The organism is Polynucleobacter sp. MWH-UH19D, assembly GCF_040409795.1.
Taxonomy (GTDB): Bacteria; Pseudomonadota; Gammaproteobacteria; order Burkholderiales; family Burkholderiaceae; genus Polynucleobacter.
In genome coordinates this window covers 527,072-549,668 of record NZ_CP099571.1, presented here as the reverse complement: position 1 = coordinate 549,668, position 22,597 = coordinate 527,072, and the positions used below count along the sequence as shown (strand labels likewise).

At 45.7% G+C, this 22,597-nt stretch carries 24 protein-coding genes; 6 read left to right on the top strand and 18 right to left on the bottom strand.

Annotated features, from left to right (window positions below; all coding sequences use genetic code 11):
• Nucleotides 1–41: 41 nt before the first annotated feature.
• Nucleotides 42–1,388: a metalloprotease PmbA gene (gene pmbA / locus NHB34_RS02760; RefSeq protein WP_353428080.1), complete on the bottom strand. Its 1,347-nt coding sequence runs from the start codon at nucleotides 1,386–1,388 to the stop codon at nucleotides 42–44.
• Between the two features lie 26 nt (nucleotides 1,389–1,414).
• Between pmbA and mog the strand changes: the two genes are divergently transcribed.
• Complete coding sequence (gene mog, locus NHB34_RS02755; RefSeq protein WP_353428079.1) at nucleotides 1,415–2,038, top strand: molybdopterin adenylyltransferase; 624 nt, start codon at nucleotides 1,415–1,417, stop codon at nucleotides 2,036–2,038.
• Nucleotides 2,039–2,060: 22 nt separating this feature from the next.
• On the opposite strand, the gene orn is transcribed toward mog, so the two are convergent.
• Complete coding sequence (gene orn, locus NHB34_RS02750; RefSeq protein ID WP_353428078.1) at nucleotides 2,061–2,660, bottom strand: oligoribonuclease; 600 nt, start codon at nucleotides 2,658–2,660, stop codon at nucleotides 2,061–2,063.
• Nucleotides 2,661–2,675: 15 nt separating this feature from the next.
• Here orn and NHB34_RS02745 point away from each other — a divergent pair, with 15 nt between their 5' ends.
• Both NHB34_RS02745 and rsgA read left to right on the top strand, forming a co-directional pair.
• Nucleotides 2,676–3,932 (top strand): M48 family metallopeptidase, encoded by a 1,257-nt coding sequence (locus NHB34_RS02745; protein WP_353428077.1) that lies wholly within the window; start codon nucleotides 2,676–2,678, stop codon nucleotides 3,930–3,932.
• A 21-nt stretch (nucleotides 3,933–3,953) separates the two neighbouring features.
• On the top strand, nucleotides 3,954–4,967 hold the full coding sequence (gene rsgA, locus NHB34_RS02740) for a ribosome small subunit-dependent GTPase A (protein WP_353428076.1): 1,014 nt from the start codon (nucleotides 3,954–3,956) through the stop codon (nucleotides 4,965–4,967).
• Here rsgA and NHB34_RS02735 read toward each other — a convergent pair.
• From NHB34_RS02735 to rpsP, 6 genes are all read right to left on the bottom strand, one after another.
• The gene (locus tag NHB34_RS02735; protein ID WP_353428075.1) at nucleotides 4,912–5,871 is read right to left on the bottom strand and encodes a CobD/CbiB family protein; all 960 of its coding nucleotides are present in this window, start codon (nucleotides 5,869–5,871) and stop codon (nucleotides 4,912–4,914) included. The two genes, rsgA and NHB34_RS02735, sit on opposite strands and share 56 nt — an antisense overlap.
• A complete protein-coding gene (locus tag NHB34_RS02730; protein ID WP_353428074.1) occupies nucleotides 5,868–6,605 on the bottom strand; it encodes a CoA pyrophosphatase in 738 nt (245 codons plus the stop codon). The genes NHB34_RS02735 and NHB34_RS02730 overlap by 4 nt, the downstream gene beginning before the upstream one ends.
• Before the next feature lie 65 nt (nucleotides 6,606–6,670).
• Nucleotides 6,671–7,066 (bottom strand): 50S ribosomal protein L19, encoded by a 396-nt coding sequence (gene rplS, locus NHB34_RS02725; RefSeq protein WP_353428073.1) that lies wholly within the window; start codon nucleotides 7,064–7,066, stop codon nucleotides 6,671–6,673.
• 136 nt (nucleotides 7,067–7,202) lie between these two features.
• Nucleotides 7,203–7,949, bottom strand: a complete 747-nt coding sequence (trmD, locus tag NHB34_RS02720; protein ID WP_353428071.1) for a tRNA (guanosine(37)-N1)-methyltransferase TrmD — start codon at nucleotides 7,947–7,949, stop codon at nucleotides 7,203–7,205.
• Between the two features lie 15 nt (nucleotides 7,950–7,964).
• Nucleotides 7,965–8,531 carry a ribosome maturation factor RimM gene (rimM, locus tag NHB34_RS02715; protein WP_353428069.1) on the bottom strand — a complete coding sequence of 189 codons (567 nt, stop codon included), beginning with the start codon at nucleotides 8,529–8,531 and terminating at the stop codon, nucleotides 7,965–7,967.
• Between the two features lie 92 nt (nucleotides 8,532–8,623).
• Nucleotides 8,624–8,869: a 30S ribosomal protein S16 gene (rpsP, locus tag NHB34_RS02710; RefSeq protein WP_296968070.1), complete on the bottom strand. Its 246-nt coding sequence runs from the start codon at nucleotides 8,867–8,869 to the stop codon at nucleotides 8,624–8,626.
• Nucleotides 8,870–9,092: 223 nt separating this feature from the next.
• Here rpsP and NHB34_RS02705 point away from each other — a divergent pair, with 223 nt between their 5' ends.
• Nucleotides 9,093–9,623: an META domain-containing protein gene (locus tag NHB34_RS02705; protein ID WP_353428068.1), complete on the top strand. Its 531-nt coding sequence runs from the start codon at nucleotides 9,093–9,095 to the stop codon at nucleotides 9,621–9,623.
• Nucleotides 9,624–9,648: 25 nt separating this feature from the next.
• Nucleotides 9,649–10,095: a hypothetical protein gene (locus NHB34_RS02700; RefSeq protein ID WP_353428067.1), complete on the top strand. Its 447-nt coding sequence runs from the start codon at nucleotides 9,649–9,651 to the stop codon at nucleotides 10,093–10,095.
• A gap of 38 nt (nucleotides 10,096–10,133) precedes the next feature.
• Here NHB34_RS02700 and NHB34_RS02695 read toward each other — a convergent pair whose 3' ends face one another.
• The 5 genes from NHB34_RS02695 to NHB34_RS02675 form a co-directional block, all read right to left on the bottom strand.
• Nucleotides 10,134–11,921 (bottom strand): acyl-CoA dehydrogenase, encoded by a 1,788-nt coding sequence (locus NHB34_RS02695; protein ID WP_353428066.1) that lies wholly within the window; start codon nucleotides 11,919–11,921, stop codon nucleotides 10,134–10,136.
• Nucleotides 11,922–11,954: 33 nt separating this feature from the next.
• Nucleotides 11,955–12,890 carry an electron transfer flavoprotein subunit alpha/FixB family protein gene (locus NHB34_RS02690; protein ID WP_353428065.1) on the bottom strand — a complete coding sequence of 312 codons (936 nt, stop codon included), beginning with the start codon at nucleotides 12,888–12,890 and terminating at the stop codon, nucleotides 11,955–11,957.
• Nucleotides 12,891–13,640 carry an electron transfer flavoprotein subunit beta/FixA family protein gene (locus tag NHB34_RS02685; protein ID WP_173955249.1) on the bottom strand — a complete coding sequence of 250 codons (750 nt, stop codon included), beginning with the start codon at nucleotides 13,638–13,640 and terminating at the stop codon, nucleotides 12,891–12,893.
• Between the two features lie 87 nt (nucleotides 13,641–13,727).
• Nucleotides 13,728–15,380 carry an acyl-CoA synthetase gene (locus tag NHB34_RS02680; RefSeq protein WP_353428064.1) on the bottom strand — a complete coding sequence of 551 codons (1,653 nt, stop codon included), beginning with the start codon at nucleotides 15,378–15,380 and terminating at the stop codon, nucleotides 13,728–13,730.
• An 84-nt stretch (nucleotides 15,381–15,464) separates the two neighbouring features.
• Nucleotides 15,465–16,385, bottom strand: coding sequence for a histone deacetylase family protein (locus NHB34_RS02675; protein WP_353428063.1), 921 nt, complete (start codon nucleotides 16,383–16,385; stop codon nucleotides 15,465–15,467).
• 83 nt (nucleotides 16,386–16,468) lie between these two features.
• Here NHB34_RS02675 and NHB34_RS02670 point away from each other — a divergent pair, with 83 nt between their 5' ends.
• Nucleotides 16,469–17,749 carry a lytic murein transglycosylase gene (locus NHB34_RS02670; RefSeq protein ID WP_353428062.1) on the top strand — a complete coding sequence of 427 codons (1,281 nt, stop codon included), beginning with the start codon at nucleotides 16,469–16,471 and terminating at the stop codon, nucleotides 17,747–17,749.
• 12 nt (nucleotides 17,750–17,761) lie between these two features.
• On the opposite strand, the gene cysM is transcribed toward NHB34_RS02670, so the two are convergent.
• From cysM to NHB34_RS02645, 5 genes are all read right to left on the bottom strand, one after another.
• Nucleotides 17,762–18,673 (bottom strand): cysteine synthase CysM, encoded by a 912-nt coding sequence (gene cysM, locus NHB34_RS02665; RefSeq protein ID WP_353428061.1) that lies wholly within the window; start codon nucleotides 18,671–18,673, stop codon nucleotides 17,762–17,764.
• Between the two features lie 41 nt (nucleotides 18,674–18,714).
• Nucleotides 18,715–19,146 (bottom strand): helix-hairpin-helix domain-containing protein, encoded by a 432-nt coding sequence (locus NHB34_RS02660; protein WP_353428060.1) that lies wholly within the window; start codon nucleotides 19,144–19,146, stop codon nucleotides 18,715–18,717.
• A gap of 88 nt (nucleotides 19,147–19,234) precedes the next feature.
• The gene (rfaD, locus tag NHB34_RS02655) at nucleotides 19,235–20,254 is read right to left on the bottom strand and encodes an ADP-glyceromanno-heptose 6-epimerase (protein ID WP_353428059.1); all 1,020 of its coding nucleotides are present in this window, start codon (nucleotides 20,252–20,254) and stop codon (nucleotides 19,235–19,237) included.
• The gene (gene rfaE1, locus NHB34_RS02650) at nucleotides 20,251–21,180 is read right to left on the bottom strand and encodes a D-glycero-beta-D-manno-heptose-7-phosphate kinase (RefSeq protein ID WP_353428058.1); all 930 of its coding nucleotides are present in this window, start codon (nucleotides 21,178–21,180) and stop codon (nucleotides 20,251–20,253) included. Before rfaE1 ends, rfaD begins: the two co-directional genes overlap by 4 nt.
• 27 nt (nucleotides 21,181–21,207) lie before the next feature.
• On the bottom strand, nucleotides 21,208–22,572 hold the full coding sequence (locus NHB34_RS02645) for a UDP-glucose/GDP-mannose dehydrogenase family protein (protein ID WP_353428057.1): 1,365 nt from the start codon (nucleotides 22,570–22,572) through the stop codon (nucleotides 21,208–21,210).
• Nucleotides 22,573–22,597: the final 25 nt, after the last annotated feature.

Below are 22,597 nucleotides of genomic sequence, written 5' to 3'. Positions count from 1 at the left end.
ATTTTGGAGTAATTGTTGTTTGTAGAATTCTATCGCTTAGCTTATTTGCCGCCAACCGTCATAGAACCAATCAGAATCGATCCCGTCTCCTTGGTACCTCGAATCAGAGAGTCGCTACCAATCGAGACAATGTCTAAGAGCATATCGCGTAAATTTCCAGCAATCGTTACCTCTTCAACGGGATACTGAATTTGGCCATTTTCAACCCAATATCCAAACGCACCGCGCGAATAATCTCCAGTAACGTAGTTCACGCCTTGACCCATTAACTCGGTTACCAATAAACCTGTACCCATCTCTCTTAACAGCGCAGGTAATCCACCTTTAGGCGTTTTCTTACTCTGTATACGCAGATGATGAGAGCCACCAGCATTACCCGTAGTTTGCATTCCTAGCTTGCGCGCTGAATAGGTGGATAAAAAATAGCCCTGCAAGATTCCTTTATCTACCACTGTGCGTGCGGTGGTTTTCACACCCTCCTCATCAAAAGGGGCGCTACCTGTCATGGACTTTAAATGGGGGTTTTCAAAAATACTGATATGTTTTGGTAATACTTGTTTACCTAAACTATCCAATAAAAAACTAGAGCGACGATACAAGGCGCCACCAGATACCGCCTGAACTAAACCACCAACTAAGCCTGCTGCAAGAGGTGCTTCAAAAATCACTGGGCAACGACGCGTAGTTAATGATCTCGCTTGCAAACGCGATAAGGCTCTTTGTGCAGCATATCTCCCAATAGACGCAGGATCCGCCAACTCACTTGGAATTCGGGAGCTAGAGTACCAATCATCCCTTTGCATCTGCGACTTTTTTCCACCAAGACTCGCAATTGGCGCACAAGAAATATAGTGGCGCGAGAATGGATAACCGCCCATAAACCCTTGAGAGGTTGCCATCATAAAGTGTGCATGATGTGCTGAAACAGAAGCACCATCACTATTTTGAATTTGCTTGCTCACCGCAAAGGCTGCACCTTCTGCAGCTCGCGCAATTTCTACTGCATGCGCAGCATCAATATCCCAAGGATGAAATAAATCTAAATCTAATGGCTTTTTCTCAAGCAATGTTGATTCAGCCGGGCCAGCACAATCATCTTCAGCTGTATGTTGAGCAATGTGATAGGCAGCGTCTACTGTTGCCTTTAATGATGTTTTGGAAAAATCACTGGTACTAGCATTCCCTCGGCGATGTCCTAAAAAAACTGTTACCCCTACTTGCTTATCTAAACTTTGCTCAATGGTTTCAACCTCACCCTTACGCACGGTTACTGAGAGTCCTTGACCCTCTGAAACTTCTGCAACGGCATCTGAGGCACCCTTACTTTTGGCCTCTTTGAGCATGAAATCAACGATTTCCTGAAACTGGTGGGATGAATATGTAAACATGCCTCAATAATAGCTAGAATAGAAACATGAAGCATACCGAAGCTCTGCAACGCAAATCGCCAAATGAGGTCAAAATCGGCCTCATCTCCATCTCGGATAGGGCTAGCAAAGGTGTTTACCAGGACGAGGGAATTCCTGCCCTACAAACATGGCTTATGAAGGCGATTAGCAACCCCTGCACCTTCCACGAACGCCTCATCGCAGACGAATCTGAAATCATTACAGAATCGATTGTTGAGCTCGTTGACGACCTGGGTTGTGATTTAGTTTTAACCACGGGTGGTACGGGCCCCTCAAGACGCGACGTAACCCCTGAGGCGACCATTGAAGCAGGCACCCGAGAAATGCCAGGTTTTGGCGAGCAAATGCGCCAAATTAGCCTCAAATTTGTCCCAACAGCCATTCTTTCAAGGCAAACTGCAGTACTACGTGAGATCGAAGGACATGCCGCCCTCGTGATCAACTTGCCCGGTCAACCCAAGGCGATTGCAGAAACGTTGGAAGGCCTCAAAGATGAAAACGGCAAATCTATCGTGCCAGGCATCTTTGCTGCTGTTCCCTACTGTATTGATCTAATTGGCGGCCCCTATATTGAAACTGATGAAACAGTCATCAAAGCCTTTAGACCAAAAAGCGCAATTAAGAAATAAGCCGCTTTAAAGCTTGTCCCACTTATTGTGGTGGCAAGGGCACGATAAATTTATCGCGATAGTATTTGAGCTCTTCGATAGATTCTTCAATATCCGCTAAGGCAGTATGAGCTTGTTTTTTGGTAAAGCCCTTAACTAACTCTGGGTGCCAACGTTTACATAACTCTTTCAATGTCGACACATCAACATTTCGATAATGAAAATACGCCTCTAGCTTAGGCATGTACTTAGCCATAAAGCGCCGATCTTGACCAATCGTGTTGCCACACATTGGCGCAATTCCAGCTTTGACGTATTTCTTTAAAAAAGCGATGCACTCTGCTTCAACTGCAGCTTCATTTAGCGTCGAGGCCTTTACCTTATCAATTAATCCTGAGCGACCATGAGTCCCTTTATTCCATGCATCCATCGCATCCAAAAGAGCATCATCTTGATGCACCACCCAAACTGGCGCAGTGGCAATGGTATTCAGGTGTGCATCTGTCACGATGATGGCAATTTCCAAAATACGTTCAGTTTCCGGATTTAAACCCGACATCTCCATGTCCACCCAGATCAGATGTTCGCTAGCCGGTGCGGATTTGGGCGTGTCCTTGCTTGCTGTGTTGATTTGTTCGCTCATATCTATAATGATCTCATGACATTCACTATTGTTTTCTTAATTGCTTTTATTGCCAGTTTTGGTTTACGCCACTGGCTATCTCAACGCCAAATTCGCCATGTGGCACAGCATCGAGACGCGGTGCCAGCCGATTTCGCTGAAAAAATTAGCTTGGCCGATCATCAAAAAGCTGCTGACTACACGATTGCTAAATTACGTCTCGGCATTTTAGAAAACGGCTTTAGCGCAATCATTTTAATTGGCTTCACCTTATTGGGAGGCTTACAGATTCTCAATCTCGCTTTGCTCCAATTACTGGGTGTAGGCATTGCTCAGCAAATTGCCTTGCTGGTCTCAATCGTGATTATCTCTGGCATTCTTGACATCCCCTTCTCTTGGTACAAACAGTTTTATATAGAAGAGCGGTTTGGCTTTAATCGCATGAGTAAGAAACTATTCTTTTCGGATATGTTCAAGGGCATGGCTGTAGGCGGCGCAATTGGCATTCCCCTACTATGGGTGATTTTGACCTTAATGGCTAAGGCAGGAGATTTATGGTGGCTTTGGGCTTGGGCTGTACTGACTGCGTTTAGCCTCCTCATGCAATGGATTTTCCCAACCTTTATCGCACCTCTCTTTAATAAGTTTCAAGCTTTGGAAGAAGGTCCATTGAAATCACAAATTGAAGCACTGCTGACACGCTGTGACTTTGCCAGCCAAGGATTGTTTGTCATGGATGGCAGTAAGCGTAGTGCTCATGGCAATGCATTTTTTGCGGGTATGGGCAAAGCTAAGCGGATTGTGTTCTTTGACACTCTCATTGAAAAACTCAATCCTGGAGAAGTCGAAGCGGTTCTGGCTCACGAACTTGGACACTTCAAACGTAATCACATCCGCAAACGCTTACTTGTGTCTTTCGTACTGAGCTTTGGCATGTTTGCACTGTTGGGCTGGATCAGTACGCAAGTTTGGTTCTATACCGATCTTGGCGTCATGCCCAACCTCAATGGTTATAACGGTGGACTGGCTTTGGCGCTGTTTATGCTGGTATCACCTGTATTTAGCTTTTTCTTTACACCCCTTGGCAGCCTGGCCTCGCGCAAACATGAATATGAAGCAGATGACTTTGCAGCGGAAAAATCATCTGCGAACGATCTTATCTCTGCACTAGTCAAGCTATACCAAGATAACGCTTCAACTCTGACTCCAGATCCAATCTATACCGCTTTTTACAGCTCTCACCCGCCAGCACCCTTGCGCATCGCCAATTTGCAGCGCTTTGGCAAATCTTAGCAAGCCTTAATTTACTCATCCATGGATCAGTTCCACGCGCTACTTACCGCCTCTTATGGAAGGCATTATTTAGCGCAGCGCTTAGTAAGCGATGCAAAAGGCAATGAATCACCTAGCGGCCCCTTGATTCAGGTGAGTACACCTGCAAAACAACATATTGGCGCAGTGGGTGATCGGATGTTATTAGAGATGACTTCTGCCGATCAAGCACGCATTATTGAAATTGAGCCACGGCAAAATATTTTGTACCGCTCTGACGCATTCAAAAGCAAGATCATCGCATCGAATGTTGATCAAATATTGGTGGTACTTGCCACACAACCCGCCTTCTCACCAGATCTGTTGGGTAGAGCAGTTGTCGCGGCTGAAGCAAATCAAATTGATTTGCATATTCTGCTGAATAAGTGCGACCTTAAAGATCAACTAGAGAGTGCTCGCAAAATCATTGCACCATATGCACGAATGGGCTACCCAGTGAGTGAAGTATCAGCCAAGTTCAACCCTGCTTCCATTGATGCCCTGCGCCCAATACTGCAAGGCAAAGTTTCTGTGTTTGTTGGGCAATCTGGTATGGGCAAATCGAGCCTTCTCAATGCTTGGGTGCCCAACGCAGCAGCGCTTACGCAAGAATATTCGGTTCGTCTAGATACCGGAAAGCACACCACTACTGCCTGTCGCTACTTTGAACTACCCCAATCTTGGGGAAGAGGTGCCGATGGTAAATTAGGTGCGCTGATAGATTCACCAGGCTTTCAGGAGTTTGGTTTAGCTCACATGTCAGTGAGTGAACTACAGCACGCTTTTAGAGAATTTAAAGACTTGCTGGGTAAATGCCGCTTTCATAATTGTGCGCATCAATCTGAACCAGACTGTGCAATTCGCGCTGCGGTAGATCGAAATGAAATAGCGCCAGAGAGACTAGCGCTATTTAGACAACTGCGATCGGATTCAAAGACTGCCGATATTCAAATTCAGGGAATTAGCCAAGCCAAAGAGCGATGGTCAGCATTAACAACAAAGCCATCCAAGCGATAACCAAGCGCCACACTAATCCAACCGCTGAGCGCATCGTGCGTTCTGTAGGCTCCAGACCCACCTCATATACCAAAGGCTCACCTGCCTCAGCCATACGCAGAGCTTCATCACTATCAGGCTCACTCAATGGTTCACCCAAACGCACTCCGAGCGCTCCACTACCTGAAGCCAAGATAACCGCTGACAAAGAATCAGACCACTTCGAGGTGAGATAGCGCCACGCGTAGACCGCCCCCTCGAAATTACCCACAATCGCAAAACCCATTGCGGTAATGCGGGCTGGAATCCAATCAATAACGTAGAAGAAGTGACGAGCAGATTCACTGAGGTTGTAATCACCACGCTCAGACCAACGTTGGGCAGCAATGTCTGCCAAGCGGTAGAGCACAACCCCTGCTGGACCCATGGGCATCATGAACCAGAACAACACACCAAACACATGGTGATGCGAACCAATGATGGCACGCTCAAGCGCTAATGAGATCACTTCGGTTTCGGTAAGATTCGATGTATCAAGCTCAGGACCATACCACTCACCTAATGCAGCACGAGCAGCTGGTAAATCATGCGCTTCGATTGCTTCATGCACCAAGGTAAATGAATGGCTAAATTGACGAAAGCCAAAAAATAAATAGGCAATTGCAACGTTCCACAAAAACCCAAGAATCGGATATGTCACCATACAAATGACATATACGATGAATACTAAAAATGTTGGCAATATAAAAGCGACCAGGCATGCCATGCGTGCGCCAACTGCACTTGCTCCCTCTTCAGTCTTGCCCCCAAACTCTGCAGCAACCCAATCTAACCAGCGTGTGCTCATGCGCACAATCCAGTGTGCAGAAGTCACTGGGCGATATTGCTCGGCAATGAGGGCGAAAAGAATAGAAAAGAAAGTCATACTTTTAATAAATGATATAGGTTACGCAACATTCCTGCAGTAGCACCCCAAATAAAGCGGTTCTCATAAGGCATTGAATAAAAACGACGTCCACCCTGCTCGCTTTCCCATAGTCTAACTTGATGGTTGGCAGGATCCAACAAAAACTCTAGCGGAACCTCAAATACATCCGCCACTTCAAAAGCATCCAAGACATATTCTGCCTGAGGTTGTACCAAACCAACTACAGGCGTGACGCTATAACCGGATACGGTCAAATACTCAGGTAAATGTCCAATAATCTCAACACGCTTGGGATCTAAACCAATCTCCTCATGACTCTCCCTTAAAGCAGTGTCGTTTGGGCTCTGATCCTCGGGATCCATGCGCCCGCCAGGAAAACTAATCTGACCAGCATGGTCACGCAAATGATTTGTTCTTTGCGTCAGCAAAACTGACAAGCCACTCTCTTTCAACAGCAAGGGAATTAGCACCGCCGCACGAGTAACCTTTCCAGCTGCTTGTCGACGTGCGATGATATCAGTGGCAATGACATGGCGGTTCTCATCGGTGATTTCTGGTTGCCATTGTGGGGGTGACTGCAATCGCGCCCTTAATGCCTCTGGCTCCAATAACTCAGGGAGCACCCTCTTTTGATCTGCGCAAACTTGATGAATCGGAATAGCCTGAGCATCAAAACCCGGAGGTGCTGCAAGGTTAATTGCACCTTCTTCAGGAATGGACGTTTTAGACATGGATCTATTTTAAGGGAATAAAAAAGGCGACCGAGGCCGCCTTTTCATTTGCATCGAAGCGGCAATTACTCAGCAGCTGCAGTAGCCTCAACCTTGTTGCGAGCTTGAAGCTTTTCTTTAATACGTGCAGACTTACCAGAGCGATCGCGCAAGTAGTACAACTTCGCACGACGCACATCACCGCGACGTTTTACTTCAACGCTAGCAATTAATGGTGAATAAGTTTGGAATGTACGCTCAACGCCTTCACCAGAAGAAATCTTACGAACGATAAAGCTTGAATTCAGTCCGCGATTGCGTTTTGCAATCACAACACCTTCAAAGGCCTGGGTACGCTTACGAGTACCTTCAACTACGTTTACGCTAACAACTACTGTGTCGCCAGGTGCAAAGCTTGGCAATGTTTTGTTAGCACTTAAGCGAGCAATTTCTTCTTGCTCAATTTTTGCGATCAAATTCATTTTTAATCCTTAAACATCTTGTTAGCGTTTTATCCCGCAACAATAAATTGACGGACCTAACAGAGGATGCAGTTAAAACTATTTCACTAAACCAAAAACCAAACTACCTATTCGCTACTGAGTAAACCAAAGGCATTCACAGCGAGCGAAGAAATTGTTCATCTTCTCGGGTTAGCAACCCATTAGCTCTGGCAGATTCAATTAAATCTGGCCTGAGCCTTAGCGTCAGCTCTAAAGACTTTTGCCGACGCCAATCTGCTATTTTAGCGTGATGTCCGCCCAAAAGCACGTCTGGGACTGATAAATTTTCATAAATCTCAGGCCTGGTGTAATGCGGATAGTCCAAAAGACCATTCATAAAGCTATCCTGAGCCGCAGATTCGCCATCCCCAAGAGCCCCTGGGATCAATCGGATCACAGCATCCATCATCGCCATTGCCGGAATTTCGCCCCCAGAGAGCACAAAATCGCCGATTGAGAGCTGTAAATCCACATTTCGGTCAATAAAGCGCTGATCGACGGCCTCATACCGACCACAAATGAAGCTTAAATTACCGTAATTGAGTATATCTGTCGATATCTTCTGAGAAAAGCGCTCACCCTGGGGTGCCAAGAGACAAATTGGACCACTTTTTACCCCTGCTGTAGCATGGGCAGCCCGAATTCCATGAATCGTATCTTCTAGTGGCTTTACCATCATGACCATTCCTGGGCCACCACCATAGGCGCGATCATCAACAGTCTTACGAGAGTCGCTACAAAAGTCTCTGGGATTCCATAAATGCACGCTGGCTAAAGCTTGCTCGCATGCGCGCCCAGTAACCCCCCACTTAGTCAGTGCGGAGAACATTTCTGGAAAGAGAGTCACTACATCAAAGCGCATATTCTATTTAATGAGTTATTGCCAATCTAATTGCCAATCAACTGTAATTAACTTACTGGCCAAGTCCACGCTTTGCACGACCTCTTTTACAAATGGGACAAGATATTGAATGACTTTCTTTTCAGCGCTGCCAATCGCAATCACGCCGTGAGCACCATTTTCCGTGACATCAAGCACTTCACCCAATGGTTGCCCTTGTACATTGATCGCTTGACAGCCAATCAGATCAACCCAGTAGTAATCATCTTTATCAGTATTTGGAAATGCATCGCGCGCAACCAGAATGCGTGCGCCTTTTAGTGCCAGTGCTTGATCGCGATCAGCCACTCCTTCTAAGCTCATCACCACATTACCGCTGTGCATTTTTGCGCCCTTCACCTTATATTCAGTTAAAGAAGCTGGAGCACTAGAAGTTGAGGCATGTTGATCCCTACGGGCAATCAAAGAAAGCCATATTGTTTTGGAAGAAAGGAGTGCTACGGGATCTGATGAGTGAGGCCTAACCTTCACTTGCCCTCGTATACCTTGCGCCTCAGAGACGACGCCAAGCTCTATTAAATCACTTAGGGAAGGTGTACTCATTTGTAAGCCACCTGAGTTCCCAAAATAAAACTACTAATCCAATGCATCACCAATAACTTCACCAAGACGATGAAGTTATCAGCAAAGAAATATTAAGCAGCAGGATTGTTTTTGATTAAACGAACTACTGTTGGAGAAACTTGTGCGCCAACGCTAGTCCAATAAGTCAAACGATCTTGAGCAATGCGCATTGCTTGCTCAGATTCAGCAGCCTTTGGATTGAAATAACCAATGCGCTCGATAAAGTTCGAGTCACGACGGTTGCGCTTATCAGTAGCAACGATGCTGTAAAAAGGGCGCTTCTTAGAGCCACCACGAGCTAGTCGAATGACGACCATACTTATTCCTTAAAATCTAATAATGAAAAATGGTTGATTACAACCCAATGAAATTTATTCAAAAATCTTGGGCTTCAGCCCACCAACAAATGTACGGTGATGCGGAAAACCTCATATTCTAGACGAAAACCCCTACTTCTTCCACCTATTTAAGCACCTTCAAGATTAGAATAGAATCAAAATTTAAATAATATTCCTATATAAAACAATAACTTATATTAATATGCCACGGAAAATGCCGCATTTACACCCCACCAATCAGGTCTTAAAAAGGCCTTTTCTGGCTTTTTTCCTCCTATGTCTGGGTTTTTTGGGTGGCTGCGCTAACGTCATTCCGCCCTGTGGCGCCAAAATTAGCCCGCCCAGCAGTGAGCTACGCAATACTCGCTGGGAGCTCACTCGCTGGAACCTACCTCCCAATAACAAAGGAGAGGTACGCGCCCGTCAGATACCCCAAGGAGAGGCAAGCAATCCGATCCAAATAGTTTTTGATGTGAATGGGCAACGCGTCAGCGGCTCAACAGGCTGCAATCGCTTTACGGCCGAGTTAGATGAAGACTCTCGCGGATTTAGCTTTAGCAAAATCGCCAGTACCAAGATGGCTTGCACGCCGCAACGTATGGAATTAGAGAATGATTTTTTATATCAACTCAATGACTATCGCAGCATCATACGTAATGGCGATCAATTACTCATGGTAGGCAATGATCGAGAAGTATTAAGCTTTACACAGCGCCAACCTACCAACAAATAATGCAGACGATTCAATATTCATGACCATGAAAAAATCCAAACTTCTTTTTTGCGCACTCGGATTATTTTTTCCAGGTAGCGGCTTTAACTTTTTCTATTTACTTGGTCTTAAATCCTTTTGGGCTTGGTCACAATTACTCGCAACAATTGGTGGGATCATCGGCTGGAGCTTACTCAAGGATGCGCACTTTCATTCTGCTCCAGGTTGGATATTGCTCACGTTTGGATTTATTGCCCTTGAAGCAAGTTGGCTCACCACCATCACATTTGGCTTGCGTCCTGATGACAAGTGGGATGCCCAATTTAATCCCGGCATTGCCGAGGAAGAACGCAGCCAATCTGGCTGGCTGGTTGTCTTGACGGTCATTTTTTCGCTAGTGTTTGGCGCTGGCATCATGATGACATTTTTAGCCATCGCATTTGAGCAATTCTTTATTTCTCAAATCTATGAAGCAAAAAAGCTATCCCAATAATTGCGGATAGCCTTTGAATTGCTTGCTAAATTTTCAGATTAGAACTGCTCTACTTCTAAAGCGTTAGCAGAATAGCCGCCTTCCACAATCGATGTTGCTAGGCCCTGGGCTTGAGGTAATAAGTTCTCGATAAAGAATCGAGCAGTAGCAATCTTGGTGTTGTAAAAAGCAGGATCGCTATCGCGCAAACGTTCAGCAGCAAGTAAGCCGCGAGCCATTTGCCAACCACCTAAAACCAAACCAGCTAAACGTAAATAAGCGCAGCTTCCAGCATATACTGCTTTAGTATTGGTTTTTGCATTAGCCAAAATATAAGCAACTGCCTCATCAAATGCAGCACGGCCAATTGATAATTGTTTGAGAACTGCTTTTGCATCAGCGCTGCCACTAGCAGCTAATTCCTTTTCAGTTTCCGCAATTTTTGCCGAGAAGGCTTTGGCAGTAGCGCCACCATCGCGCACTGTTTTGCGACCAATTAAATCATTTGCCTGTATAGCAGTCGTACCTTCATAAATCGTCAAGATACGCGCATCCCGATAGTGTTGTGCAGCACCAGTTTCTTCAATAAAGCCCATACCACCATGCACCTGAACACCTAGGCTCGCTACTTCAATCGACATCTCAGTTGAGAAGCCTTTGACAATCGGCACTAAAAACTCATATAAAGCTTGATTTGATTTGCGAACTGCCTCATCAGGCGCAGCATGTTGCGCATCGTAAGCGGCTGCAGCGTAATAAGCTAATGCACGAGCAGCCTCTGTATAAGCACGCATCGTCATCAACATACGTTTGACGTCAGGCTGGTGAATGATTGCCACTGGACCAGCCGATCCGGCTAAATCTCGACTCTGTACGCGATCTTTAGCATATTGCACAGCCTTTTGATAAGCACGCTCGGCTACTGCAATACCCTGCATGCCAACTGCGAAGCGAGCAGCATTCATCATGACAAACATGTATTCAAGGCCGCGATTCTCTTCGCCAACTAAGTAGCCTACAGCACCACCATGATCACCAAATTGCAATACGGCTGTCGGGCTCGCTTTAATACCTAGCTTGTGTTCAATCGAAACGCAATGCACATCATTACGCTCACCTAAGGAGCCATCAGCATTCACTAAAAACTTAGGGACGACAAATAGTGAAATTCCTTTTACACCCTCTGGTGCATCTGGTGTTCTTGCTAAGACCAAGTGAATAATATTTTTGGCCATATCGTGCTCACCATAAGTGATGAAGATTTTGGTGCCAAAGATTTTATAAGTGCCATTAGCTTCTGGAACAGCGCGCGCTCGCACCATTGATAGATCAGAGCCCGCCTGTGGCTCAGTCAAACACATTGAACCAGTCCACTCTCCTGAAATCATGTTGGGAACATAACGTTCTTGAAGCTCAGGACTAGCAGCAGTCAACAAGGCTTCAATCGCGCCATCAGTCAACATCGGGCACAAAGCAAACGATAAGCTTGCAGAGTGAACCATTTCAAAGCAGGCTGTTGCAATGAGTTTTGGTAGACCTTGGCCACCAAACTCAGCGGGATGAACTACGCCCTGCCAACCTGCTGCAGCGAATTGCTCAAATGCATCCTTAAAGCCAGGTGTTGTAGTGACAACGCCATCCTTCAAAGAGCTGGGATTTTGATCGCCTGGCCAATTGAGTGGAGCCACAACATCTTGATTGAACTTTGCAGACTCTTCCAAAATTGCTGGTGCTAAATCAACATCAGCACCTGCTTCTGCATAAGATGGGTAAGCCACAACCTCAGATAGCCCCGCCAATTCGTTCATCACAAATAACATGTCTTTTACGGGGGCTACATATGGCATTACAACTCCTATCGATTTAAATCAGGTACGTTATTACGAGAGCGCCTTTGTAAGTTCAGGCACAGCGGCAAAGAGATCGGCTACCAAACCATAATCAGCAACGCCAAAGATTGGTGCCTCTGGATCTTTATTGATTGCCACGATCACTTTAGAGTCTTTCATACCAGCCAAGTGCTGAATAGCGCCAGAGATGCCAACAGCCACATACAACTGTGGCGCAACAATCTTGCCAGTCTGACCAACTTGATAATCATTTGGAACATAACCAGCATCAACCGCAGCACGTGAAGCGCCCAATGCTGCGCCAAGCTTGTCAGCCAAAGGCACGATCAATTCTTCATACTTCTCGCCAGAACCTAAGCCGCGTCCACCAGACACAATCACTTTGGCTGCAGTCAATTCAGGGCGATCGGATTTAGTCAACTCACGACCCACAAAGGATGACTTATTTGCAGAGTCGGCAGCGGATGCTTTTTCAACTGCGGCAGATCCACCCGTAGCAGCAACAGGATCAAATCCAGTTGTACGCACAGTTATCACCTTGATCGGGTCAGCACTTTGCACTGTCGCAATTGCATTACCTGCATAGATTGGACGCTCGAATGTATCTGGTGAGACCACTTTAGTAATGTCGGATAACTGCGCTACATCGAGCTTAGCGGCAACGCGTGGCAATACATTCTTACCATTAGCAGTTGCAGGGGCTAGTACATGACTGTAGTTTTTTGCGACAGAAAGAATTTGCGCTGCCAACGGCTCAGCTAATTGATCGGCTAAGTTAGCCCCATCAATCTGAATCACTTTACGCACACCAGCAATTTGCGCCGCAGAGCTCGCAGCCGCATCAGCGCCGCCACCCGCCACCAGCACGTCTACCTCTGGGGAGCACTGCAAAGCAGCTGCAACCGCATTCAAAGTTGCAGCTTTTAAGGATTGATTATCGTGTTCAGCAATAACAAGTGCAGCCATTTAAATCACCTTCGCTTCATTTTTGAGTTTTTCTACTAGAGCGGCTACATCAGCAACCATGACACCTGCACTGCGCTTAGGTGGCTCTTCTACTTTGATCGTTTTAAGACGCGGAGCGATATCCACCCCTAAGCTATCTGGAGTAATCGTGTCGATCGTCTTTTTCTTGGCTTTCATGATGTTAGGCAAAGTCACGTAACGTGGCTCATTGAGGCGCAAGTCAGTAGTAATGACTGCTGGTAATGACAATGCAATCGTTTCTAAACCACCATCAACCTCACGTGTCACAGTCGCTTTACCATCAGCGACAACTACTTTAGAAGCAAATGTCGCTTGCGGAATATCCATCAAGCTAGCAAGCATCTGGCCAGTTTGATTGCTATCGTCATCAATCGCTTGCTTACCCAAAATAATGATTTGGGCCTGCTCTTTTTCCGAGAGGGCTTTCAGAATCTTGGCTACTGCTAAAGGCTGTAACTCCGCATCAGTCTCAACCAAAATAGCGCGGTCAGCACCAATTGCTAAAGCAGTACGTAAAGTTTCTTGGCACTGAGTAACACCTGCCGTCACTACTACCACTTCGGTTGCTACGCCAGCTTCTTTGAGTCTAACCGCTTCTTCTACAGCAATCTCATCAAAGGGGTTCATGCTCATTTTGACGTTAGCAATGTCCACACCGGAATTATCGGACTTCACACGTACTTTGACGTTGTAATCGACTACACGCTTTACAGCTACTAAGATTTTCATCTGAATTCACAATCCTTAATAACAACAAACAGAATATTTGCTTAAAAATGAGGGCATCTCATATTTTAACGCCCTCACCATCGAGCACTAGACATCAATTGCCGTGGCAGACCCAGCTTGCTTACGCAATTCAAACTTCTGAATTTTCCCTGTAGATGTCTTGGGTAGCTCCCCAAACACAATTGCCTTAGGAACCTTAAAGCCCGCCAAATGCTGCTTACAGTGGGCAATGATGTCAGCGGGCGTTACTTCCATACCAGGCTTAATTTCTAAAAATGCGCAGGGAGTCTCACCCCATTTTGGATCTGGCTTGGCAACCACTGCGGCAGCAATCACTGCTGGATGACGATAAAGCACATCTTCCACCTCAATAGATGAGATGTTTTCTCCACCAGAAATAATGATGTCTTTACTGCGATCTTTAATCTTGACATAACCATCTGGATTCTTGACTGCTAAATCCCCTGAATGGAACCAGCCACCCTCAAATGCTTCTTTGGTGGCTTTTTCATTCTTGAGATAGCCCTTCATGGCAATGTTGCCCTTGAACATAATCTCGCCCATGGTTTCACCATCGGCAGGAACAGGCTTCATCGTTTCTGGATCCAAAACATCAATCGCTTGTTGCATGTGATAACGGACGCCTTGACGCGCATTTAAGCGAGCACGCTCTCCGATATCCATGTCATTCCACTCATCTTGTTTTACACAAACTGCAGCAGGTCCATAGACTTCAGTTAAACCGTAAACGTGGGTTAAATCGAAGCCTAACTTTTCCATACCTTCAATAATGGATGCTGGGGGTGCTGCACCAGCAATCAAGCCCTTCACGCCAGCAGGCACGCCAGCCTTGAGCTCATCTGGAGCATTCACAAGCAAGTTATGCACAATCGGTGCTGCACAGTAATGGGTTACGCCGTGTTCTTTAATCGCAGCAAAAATATGCTGAGCATCAACACGACGCAGACAGACGTTAATACCTGCACGTGCAGCAATCGTCCATGGGAAACACCAACCATTGCAATGGAACATCGGTAAAGTCCACAGATACACTGGATGCTTATTGATATCCCAGTCTAGGACATTGGAAACCGCATTAATTGCTGCGCCACGATGATGATATACAACACCCTTTGGATTGCCTGTAGTGCCAGAGGTGTAATTTAAACAAATCGCTTGCCACTCATCTGCTGGAACTTGCCATGCAAACTGAGGATCGCCTTCGGCTAGTAATTGCTCATAAGTTAACTTGCCCAGCTTCTCACCAGGCACATCAAATTCTTTTTCTTCTACATCAACGACCAAGAACTCACGGCCACTATCTTTTTTGGCAATCTCAAGGGCTTTTTTCATAACCCCAGAAAACTCTGGGTCCACGATCACCACTTTGGCCTCACCGTGATTAAGCATGAAAGCGACCGATTCTGGATCCAAACGGGTATTTAAGGCATTCAATACCGCGCCAGCCATCGGAATACCAAAGTGAGCTTCCACCATCGGGGGTGTATTAGGAAGCATGACAGCAACAGTATCACCAAGGCCAACACCATGCTTTTGCAAAGCGCTTGCTAAGCGACGGCAACGATCATAGGTCTGTGACCAAGTTTGTCTTAACTTGCCATGGACGATAGCCACTTTTTTGGGATAGATCTCAGCCGAACGCTCTAAAAATAGAAGTGGAGTAATCGGGGTGTAATTCGCTGAATTACGCTCTAAACCCTGTTCATAAATATTTGCCATCTTTTGCTTTCAATAACAGTTGTATTTGTTCTATTTGCTTTTTATTTTTGTTTTTACTTTTATTTTTGCTTTTGCTTTTGCTCTTTAAATATCAGCCAAGGCTTTCACATGAGCCACAACACTGCGGCCCAAGGCAGATAAATTGTAGCCACCCTCTAAGCAACTCACGATGCGATTATTGGCGAACTCATGCGCAATTTCTTTTAAGCGCTTGGTAATCCATACATAGTCATCTTCCACCAATCCCATTTGGCCTAAGTCATCTTCGCGATGAGCATCAAATCCCGCTGAAATAATAATAAGTTGCGGCTCAAAATTACGCAGTGCTGGCAACCACTTTTCCTCAACAATTGAACGCACCACATCCCCGCGGGTCGCCGCAGGCAAAGGCACATTGACCATATTACTAGCAGGATCAAGGCCGCTGTAGGGATAAAACGGATGCTGGAAGAAACTGCACATCAACACATTGGGATCATTAAAGAACGCTGCCTCTGTTCCATTGCCGTGATGCACATCAAAATCGATAATCGCTACACGCTCAATTCCGTAGGTTTCCATTGCATAGCGCGCAGCAATTGCGACGTTATCAAAGAGACAAAAACCCATAGAGCGGGTTGGCTCTGCATGATGACCTGGAGGTCTCACTGCACAAAATACATTTTCAACTTCACCCTTCATTACCGCATCTACTCCTGCGATTGCAGCTCCTGCTGCACGCAATGAAGCCTGCCAGGTATGAGGATTCATAATGGTGTCGCCATCGAGCATGGCATACCCACTTTGCGGAGCTTGCTCCTTCACAAAGGCAATATGGTCTGGGCTATGAACTAGCTCAAGTTGATCTTCACTTGCTAATGGCGCATCTAGGTGATGCAAAAAGCGATCAATGCCACTACGGATCATCTGATCATTAATTGCCTGAATACGCTCTGGACATTCGGGATGATGACTGCCCATCTCGTGTTTCAGAAAATCGGGGTGGGTTATGTATCCTGTTGTCATTTACCTAAATCCTTCATAGCAAAACTGTAATTTTTATAATCTAATCAATATTGCTTAATTCGTCGCTTCATTACCTAAATCCTATGTCCCCAAATTTCCGCTTGCGCATCTACCCCTTGCTACCTTTGCTAGCGATACTTGCCCTTGGAGCCTGCTCAAGCACCCCCACACAGCAAAACAATGCCCAACAAACTATCGTAAACCAGGCCGATGATGCAGTAACTGAAGCACGCTATAACCAAAGCCTGAACGCTCTACTAAATCAGGTATCCCAAACCCAAGAAATCCCCATTCAGACCCTAGAAATGGGCTTTTTAGATGCTAAAACGATTCCGTCCATACGCAAATTGGTATTACCCCCATCGGGAACCTTTAAAAAGAACTGGCTGGCCTACCGCAAGCGCTTCATTGAGCCTGTCAGACTCAAAGCAGGAAGGGTCTTTTTAGAAGAAAACCAAGCCTTTTTGGCTCAAGTTGAGCAAAATTACGGGGTGCCAACTGAAGTGATTGCAGCCATTATTGGCATAGAGACAATCTATGGTCGTCAAACTGGCAATTTTCGGGTGAAAGACGTTTTATCAACCCTAGCCTTTAGTTATCCAGACACCCCAAACAAACCAGCTAGAGAGCAACTATTTAGAGATCAGCTTCAAGAGCTTATTTTGCTCTGCTGGAAGGAATCAGGCGGCCAACTACCAGCCAAGAATTCTGCACAAGGCCTCAATGTGACTAGCTTTAAATCATGCCTCAATCAAAATAGCTCTTATGCAGGCGCCATTGGTTTGCCACAGTTCATGCCCAGTAGCATTCGTAACTTTGCAGTGGATGGAGATGGTGATGGTCGCATCGACCTGAAACGCAGTCCAAAAGATGCCATTGCCAGTGTTGCAAACTTCTTAAAAAAACATGGCTGGCAAACTGGTATGCCTATTTCATTCCCAGTTCAAGAAAGTGGTTTGAGTGCCGCTAAAGAATTGGCTGATGGCGAACCACAACTAAAACATACTATTGCCGAATTCATTGAAAAAGGAATTCTGAGTCCGCAACAAGGTGATCTGCAACTTGGTGGTGTTGAACCGCAAAGCAAAGGGCTAATTATTGATCTACCTTACCCTGATCAAGATGGAGCAGATCAAGCCCAATACTTTGTAGGTTTGAATAACTTTTTGACAATCGTGCAATATAACCGCAGTTATTTTTACGCTCAAAGCGTAGCGGAGTTTGCAGAAGCTCTAGGTTATAAAAATCAAAGTGTCGTGCCTGTGGAATCATCACAGAAAATTACTAGCCCCAAAGGCGCTTCAGAAAAAGCCAAAAGCAAAGGCAAAAAATCTGCTGCTAAGAAAAAAACGAAAGCAAATTAATGCGTCTACAACTTAAGCTGGGAAAACGCCTGTAGATAAGTAACGATCGCCACGATCACACACAATAAACACGATCGTGGCATTTTCAACTTGACGAGCAATACGCAAGGCAACCACTAGTGCGCCGCCCGCCGAGATGCCGCAAAAGATACCCTCTTCCACTGCCAAACGACGCGCCATATCTTCCGCATCAGCTTGGGTTACATACTCGATACGATCAACGCGTTCACCTTGATATATTTTTGGTAGATATTCTGGTGCCCACTTACGAATACCCGGAATCTGAGAGCCCTCTTCAGGTTGTGCGCCAATAATCTGAATATCGGGATTCATGGACTTTAAATAAGTCGATACGCCGGTAATGGTGCCAGTGGTGCCCATTGCCGAAACAAAGTGCGTAATCTGACCATCAGTATCACGCCAGATCTCAGGTCCGGTAGTTTCGATATGAGCTCTAGGATTATCAGGATTGGCAAATTGATCAAGCAATCTGCCGCGACCCTCGCGCTGTAATTGCAATGCATAATCTCGCGCAAACTCCATTCCACCAGATGCCGCAGTCAAAATTAATTCTGCACCATAGGCAGCCATACTTTGTCGACGCTCAATACTTTGATTTTCCGGCATCACCAAAATCATCTTGTAACCCAACATTGCAGCAGTCATTGCGAGAGCAATGCCAGTATTTCCGCTGGTTGCTTCAATTAAGGTATCGCCAGGTTTAATTTCGCCGCGCTCTTGTGCCCGCATAATCATCGACAGCGCAGGTCGGTCTTTAACCGACCCGGCTGGATTATTACCCTCTAACTTACCTAAAATGACATTGTTGCGAGTGTCGTTTTCCAAGCCTGGAATACGCTGCAATCGCACTAAAGGCGTATTTCCAACGGTTTGTGAAATGGTTAGGTAAGAAGGTCTGCTCATAAGCTGATTTTAGCCGTAAGCACACCTAAACGCGAAAGGGTCTAATTTCTGCGCTGTGGCGCTGCACGCTCCGATGTATTGCGCCCATGAGCTTGATTACGCGAATGACGACGGCTAGAGGCTCCCCCTTCTTTTTGCGTGCGACCGTTTGGCTCCCGAAATGAACTTGGTGCCTCTATGGTTAAACCGTTATCCACCATTTTTTCAACAGATCTCATACCAATGCCACGAACCCGCTTTTGAAGATCATTGGCATCTTGAAAATGACCACCGTCTTGACGCTCCGCAATAATTGTTTTTGCTTTAGATGGGCCGATACCTTTAATGCTTTCTAATTCAGATTGAGTGGCGGTATTGACGTTAATAGGTGAGGCATTTGCCAAGCCTAAGCCAAATCCAGAAATTGAGAGCAATGCCGAGACCACAGCGGCTCTCATCATATTTTTAGCACTTCCAAAATTTACATTTGTCATACATTCTCCAGAGATAAATAAAAAATCCACGGACACAGAGTGCACGTGGATCATTTACAACGAAGATGTAGAGAACCAGTTGACTGGCTTACAGTGGGTTAGCCAAGAAATCAGCATTGGCCTCTAGCCACTCTATATAACGGCTGACACCCTGCTCAACATTTAAGAAAGGCTCAGAATATCCAGCTGCGCGCAATTTTGTTAAATCAGCTTGCGTGAAGCATTGATATTTTCCTTTAAGCGCATCCGGAAATGGTATGTACTCAATGGCTTTTTCTTTTACTAGCTCTTTTAGGCTCGCTGGCTTAGCACCGTCAAGTTTACGCATCGCATTAGCGACCGCATAAGCAACATCATTAAAAGGTTGTGCACGACCGCTACCCAAATTAAAGATACCGCTGATCTCAGGATGATCTAGGAAAAAGAGGTTCACTTTGACAACATCTTCAACCGAAACAAAGTCGCGACTTTGCTCACCAGGCCCATAACCACCATATTCACCAAACAGCTTCACATGGCCGTTTGCCTTGTATTGATGATATTGATGAAAAGCTACCGATGCCATACGACCTTTATGCGATTCACGAGGGCCATATACATTGAAATAACGAAAGCCAACAACCTGAGCAGTATTAGCATTCTCAGCAAAACGCTTACGCATCACCTGATCAAACAAGAATTTAGAGTAGCCATAGATATTCAAAGGCTTCTCATGCTCACGACTCTCTACAAACACATCAGAACCGCCATAAGTAGCGGCGGAAGAGGCATACAAGAGCTGAACCTTTTGATCGGTACAGACATCCAGTAGATCCATGGTATATCGATAGTTATTCGCCATCATGAAAATACCATCGGTCTCCATGGTATCGGAGCAGGCACCCTCATGAAACACTGCCTTAACCTTGCCAAAGCGACCACTTCTAAACGCTTCTAGAAATTCCGCTTTATCAAGGTAATCAATAATGTCGAGATCAGCTAGATTGCGATATTTATCCGCTGGCTGTAAGTCATCAACAGCAATAATATTTTTCTCGCCACGCGCATTTAAAGCCTGAACGATATTCGCACCAATAAATCCTGCAGCGCCAGTTACGATAATAGTCACTGTAATTCCTCTGAAGTAACGGTAGCTGTTCCAAGCTTACCAACCACAATTCCACCAGCGCGATTTGCTAAAGCCATTGCTCGCTCTAATGGCCAACCAGCTGCCAAGCCAACCGCCAAAGTAGCAATTACCGTATCACCAGCACCAGATACATCGAATACCTCTCTAGCCTGCGCTTTGACATGACTCACGCCAGCTTCGGTATACAGACTCATACCCTCTTCTGAGCGTGTTAACAATAGCGCTTGAAGGTTAAGAGATTTTCTGAGGTCTTGAGCTCTCTTAGTGAGATCTTCCTCACTACTCCACTGCCCGACCACCTGACGCAGTTCACTGCGATTAGGCGTTAAAACGGTAGCACCACGATATTTTTCGTAATCTTCGCCTTTGGGGTCAACCAGGATCATTTTGTTTTGCGCTCTCGCCTGCTCAATCATATGAGCTACCTGACCCAAAGCGCCTTTACCATAATCCGACAGAATGACAACATCAGCAGAGCCAACCAGCTTTTCAAAACGCTCTAACTTATGCGCTAAGGCTTTCTCACTAGGGGTCTCTTCAAAATCCAAACGGATTAATTGTTGCTGGCGTGCAATGACACGCAACTTCACAATCGTTGGAACTTGCGAATCAATCTCGAGCTGGCTATCAACACCGCCAGACTTGAGTAAATTCATCACCCGTTCACCAGGTTCATCTTGACCAACAATTCCGAGAATCGTTGTTTGCGCACCAAGAGCCGCCACATTGCGCGCTACGTTCGCAGCACCACCCAAGCGTTCATCGATCTTACCAACCTGAACCACTGGCACTGGCGCCTCAGGAGAAATACGATTGGTATCGCCAAACCAATAGCGATCCAGCATGACATCGCCGACTACTAGCAGACGTGCCTTAGAAAATTGTTCGCGATTGGCTTTTTCCATATCAATACTTTTTACTAATAACCTGTTTTAATTATGTCGCCCAATGCCGTGGTATTCAATACCCAACTCTTGCATGGCTTGTGGCTCATACAAATTGCGTCCATCAAAAATGATGGGGCGAGTCAATTTTTGCAAAACGACATCAAAATCAGGGCTACGGAATGCTTTCCACTCGGTAACAATAATTAATGCGTCAGCACCATCAAGCGCATTCATGGGGTTATCCACCATAGAAATGTTTTTGAGCCCCTGAGGGTTGCTCTGAAAATCGAGCTCTAAAGCGTGTTTTGCCTCTGGCATTGATACAGGGTCATGCGCAACAATCGTGGCACCACGCTTTACCAATTCAGAAATAATCACGCGACTTGGAGCTTCACGCATATCATCCGTATTTGGTTTAAAAGCTAAACCCCATAAGGCAAATTTCATATTAGAAAGATCTTTACCAAAGCGCTTTTCGATCTTTTCCACTAAGACATATTTTTGAATTTCGTTTACTGCATCCACAGCACCAAGAATCTTTAATTCTCTACCGTGCTCTTTAGCAGTCTTCGATAGCGCTGATACATCTTTTGGGAAGCAAGAGCCACCATAACCCGTACCTGGATACAGGAAACCGAAACCAATCCGTGAATCCGACCCAATCCCTTGGCGGACTGCTTCGATATCTGCACCCACTAAGTCTGCCAAGTTAGCCAACTCATTCATAAAGGAAATGCGGGTCGCCAACATAGCATTAGCCGCATACTTGGTTAACTCCGCACTCTTCACATCCATGTAATAAGTGCGCTCATGATGTCGATTAAATGGCGCATACAGTTTACGCATTTGCTCTTTAGCACGTAGGCCAGCTGGCGTATTCTCCGTACCGATCACGATACGATCTGGACGCATGAAATCCTCTACCGCAGCACCTTCTTTCAAGAACTCTGGATTTGAAACCACTGAGCAAAGATCAGCAGATAAATTGCGCTTTCCTAGCTCCTCGGTAATTGCTGCTGATACTTTGTCAGCTGTTCCAACTGGCACAGTCGATTTATCAACGATCACTTTTGGCGTAGTCATATGGCGACCAATATTGCGGGCAGCTGCAACGACATACTGCAAATCCGCAGAGCCATCTTCATCGGGTGGAGTTCCTACTGCGATAAATTGAATATCACCATGTGCCACTGATGCAGCAATATCGGTAGAGAACTGCAATCTGCCAGCAGCACGATTGCGCTCGATCATTTCTTTTAGACCAGGCTCATAAATAGGTACGCCACCAGAATTGAGAATCTCAATCTTCTTTGGATCTAAATCCAAACAAAAGACATTGTTACCCTGCTCTGCAAGACAGGCTCCGGTAACCAAGCCCACATAACCACTTCCAACGATCGTTACTTTCATTTGATCTCTTATCTTCTTTAAGTCA

Bases quoted from the DNA above. Each gene is read 5' to 3' on its own strand.
- NHB34_RS02730 (WP_353428074.1), bottom strand. From the start codon at position 6,605: ATGTCTAAAACGTCCATTCCTGAAGAAGGTGCAATTAACCTTGCAGCA.
- NHB34_RS02685 (WP_173955249.1), bottom strand. From the start codon at position 13,640: ATGAAAATCTTAGTAGCTGTAAAGCGTGTAGTCGATTACAACGTCAAA.
- orn (WP_353428078.1), bottom strand. From the start codon at position 2,660: ATGAGCGAACAAATCAACACAGCAAGCAAGGACACGCCCAAATCCGCA.
- NHB34_RS02705 (WP_353428068.1), top strand. From the start codon at position 9,093: ATGCCACGGAAAATGCCGCATTTACACCCCACCAATCAGGTCTTAAAA.
- rplS (WP_353428073.1), bottom strand. From the start codon at position 7,066: ATGAATTTGATCGCAAAAATTGAGCAAGAAGAAATTGCTCGCTTAAGT.
- NHB34_RS02745 (WP_353428077.1), top strand. From the start codon at position 2,676: ATGACATTCACTATTGTTTTCTTAATTGCTTTTATTGCCAGTTTTGGT.
- trmD (WP_353428071.1), bottom strand. From the start codon at position 7,949: ATGCGCTTTGATGTAGTGACTCTCTTTCCAGAAATGTTCTCCGCACTG.
- rfaE1 (WP_353428058.1), bottom strand. From the start codon at position 21,180: ATGGAAAAAGCCAATCGCGAACAATTTTCTAAGGCACGTCTGCTAGTA.
- NHB34_RS02700 (WP_353428067.1), top strand. From the start codon at position 9,649: ATGAAAAAATCCAAACTTCTTTTTTGCGCACTCGGATTATTTTTTCCA.
- NHB34_RS02690 (WP_353428065.1), bottom strand. From the start codon at position 12,890: ATGGCTGCACTTGTTATTGCTGAACACGATAATCAATCCTTAAAAGCT.
- NHB34_RS02695 (WP_353428066.1), bottom strand. From the start codon at position 11,921: ATGCCATATGTAGCCCCCGTAAAAGACATGTTATTTGTGATGAACGAA.
- rpsP (WP_296968070.1), bottom strand. From the start codon at position 8,869: ATGGTCGTCATTCGACTAGCTCGTGGTGGCTCTAAGAAGCGCCCTTTT.
- mog (WP_353428079.1), top strand. From the start codon at position 1,415: ATGAAGCATACCGAAGCTCTGCAACGCAAATCGCCAAATGAGGTCAAA.
- pmbA (WP_353428080.1), bottom strand. From the start codon at position 1,388: ATGTTTACATATTCATCCCACCAGTTTCAGGAAATCGTTGATTTCATG.
- cysM (WP_353428061.1), bottom strand. From the start codon at position 18,673: ATGAGCAGACCTTCTTACCTAACCATTTCACAAACCGTTGGAAATACG.
- NHB34_RS02735 (WP_353428075.1), bottom strand. From the start codon at position 5,871: ATGACTTTCTTTTCTATTCTTTTCGCCCTCATTGCCGAGCAATATCGC.
- rimM (WP_353428069.1), bottom strand. From the start codon at position 8,531: ATGAGTACACCTTCCCTAAGTGATTTAATAGAGCTTGGCGTCGTCTCT.
- NHB34_RS02645 (WP_353428057.1), bottom strand. From the start codon at position 22,572: ATGAAAGTAACGATCGTTGGAAGTGGTTATGTGGGCTTGGTTACCGGA.
- NHB34_RS02660 (WP_353428060.1), bottom strand. From the start codon at position 19,146: ATGACAAATGTAAATTTTGGAAGTGCTAAAAATATGATGAGAGCCGCT.
- NHB34_RS02670 (WP_353428062.1), top strand. From the start codon at position 16,469: ATGTCCCCAAATTTCCGCTTGCGCATCTACCCCTTGCTACCTTTGCTA.
- rsgA (WP_353428076.1), top strand. From the start codon at position 3,954: ATGGATCAGTTCCACGCGCTACTTACCGCCTCTTATGGAAGGCATTAT.
- NHB34_RS02675 (WP_353428063.1), bottom strand. From the start codon at position 16,385: ATGACAACAGGATACATAACCCACCCCGATTTTCTGAAACACGAGATG.
- NHB34_RS02680 (WP_353428064.1), bottom strand. From the start codon at position 15,380: ATGGCAAATATTTATGAACAGGGTTTAGAGCGTAATTCAGCGAATTAC.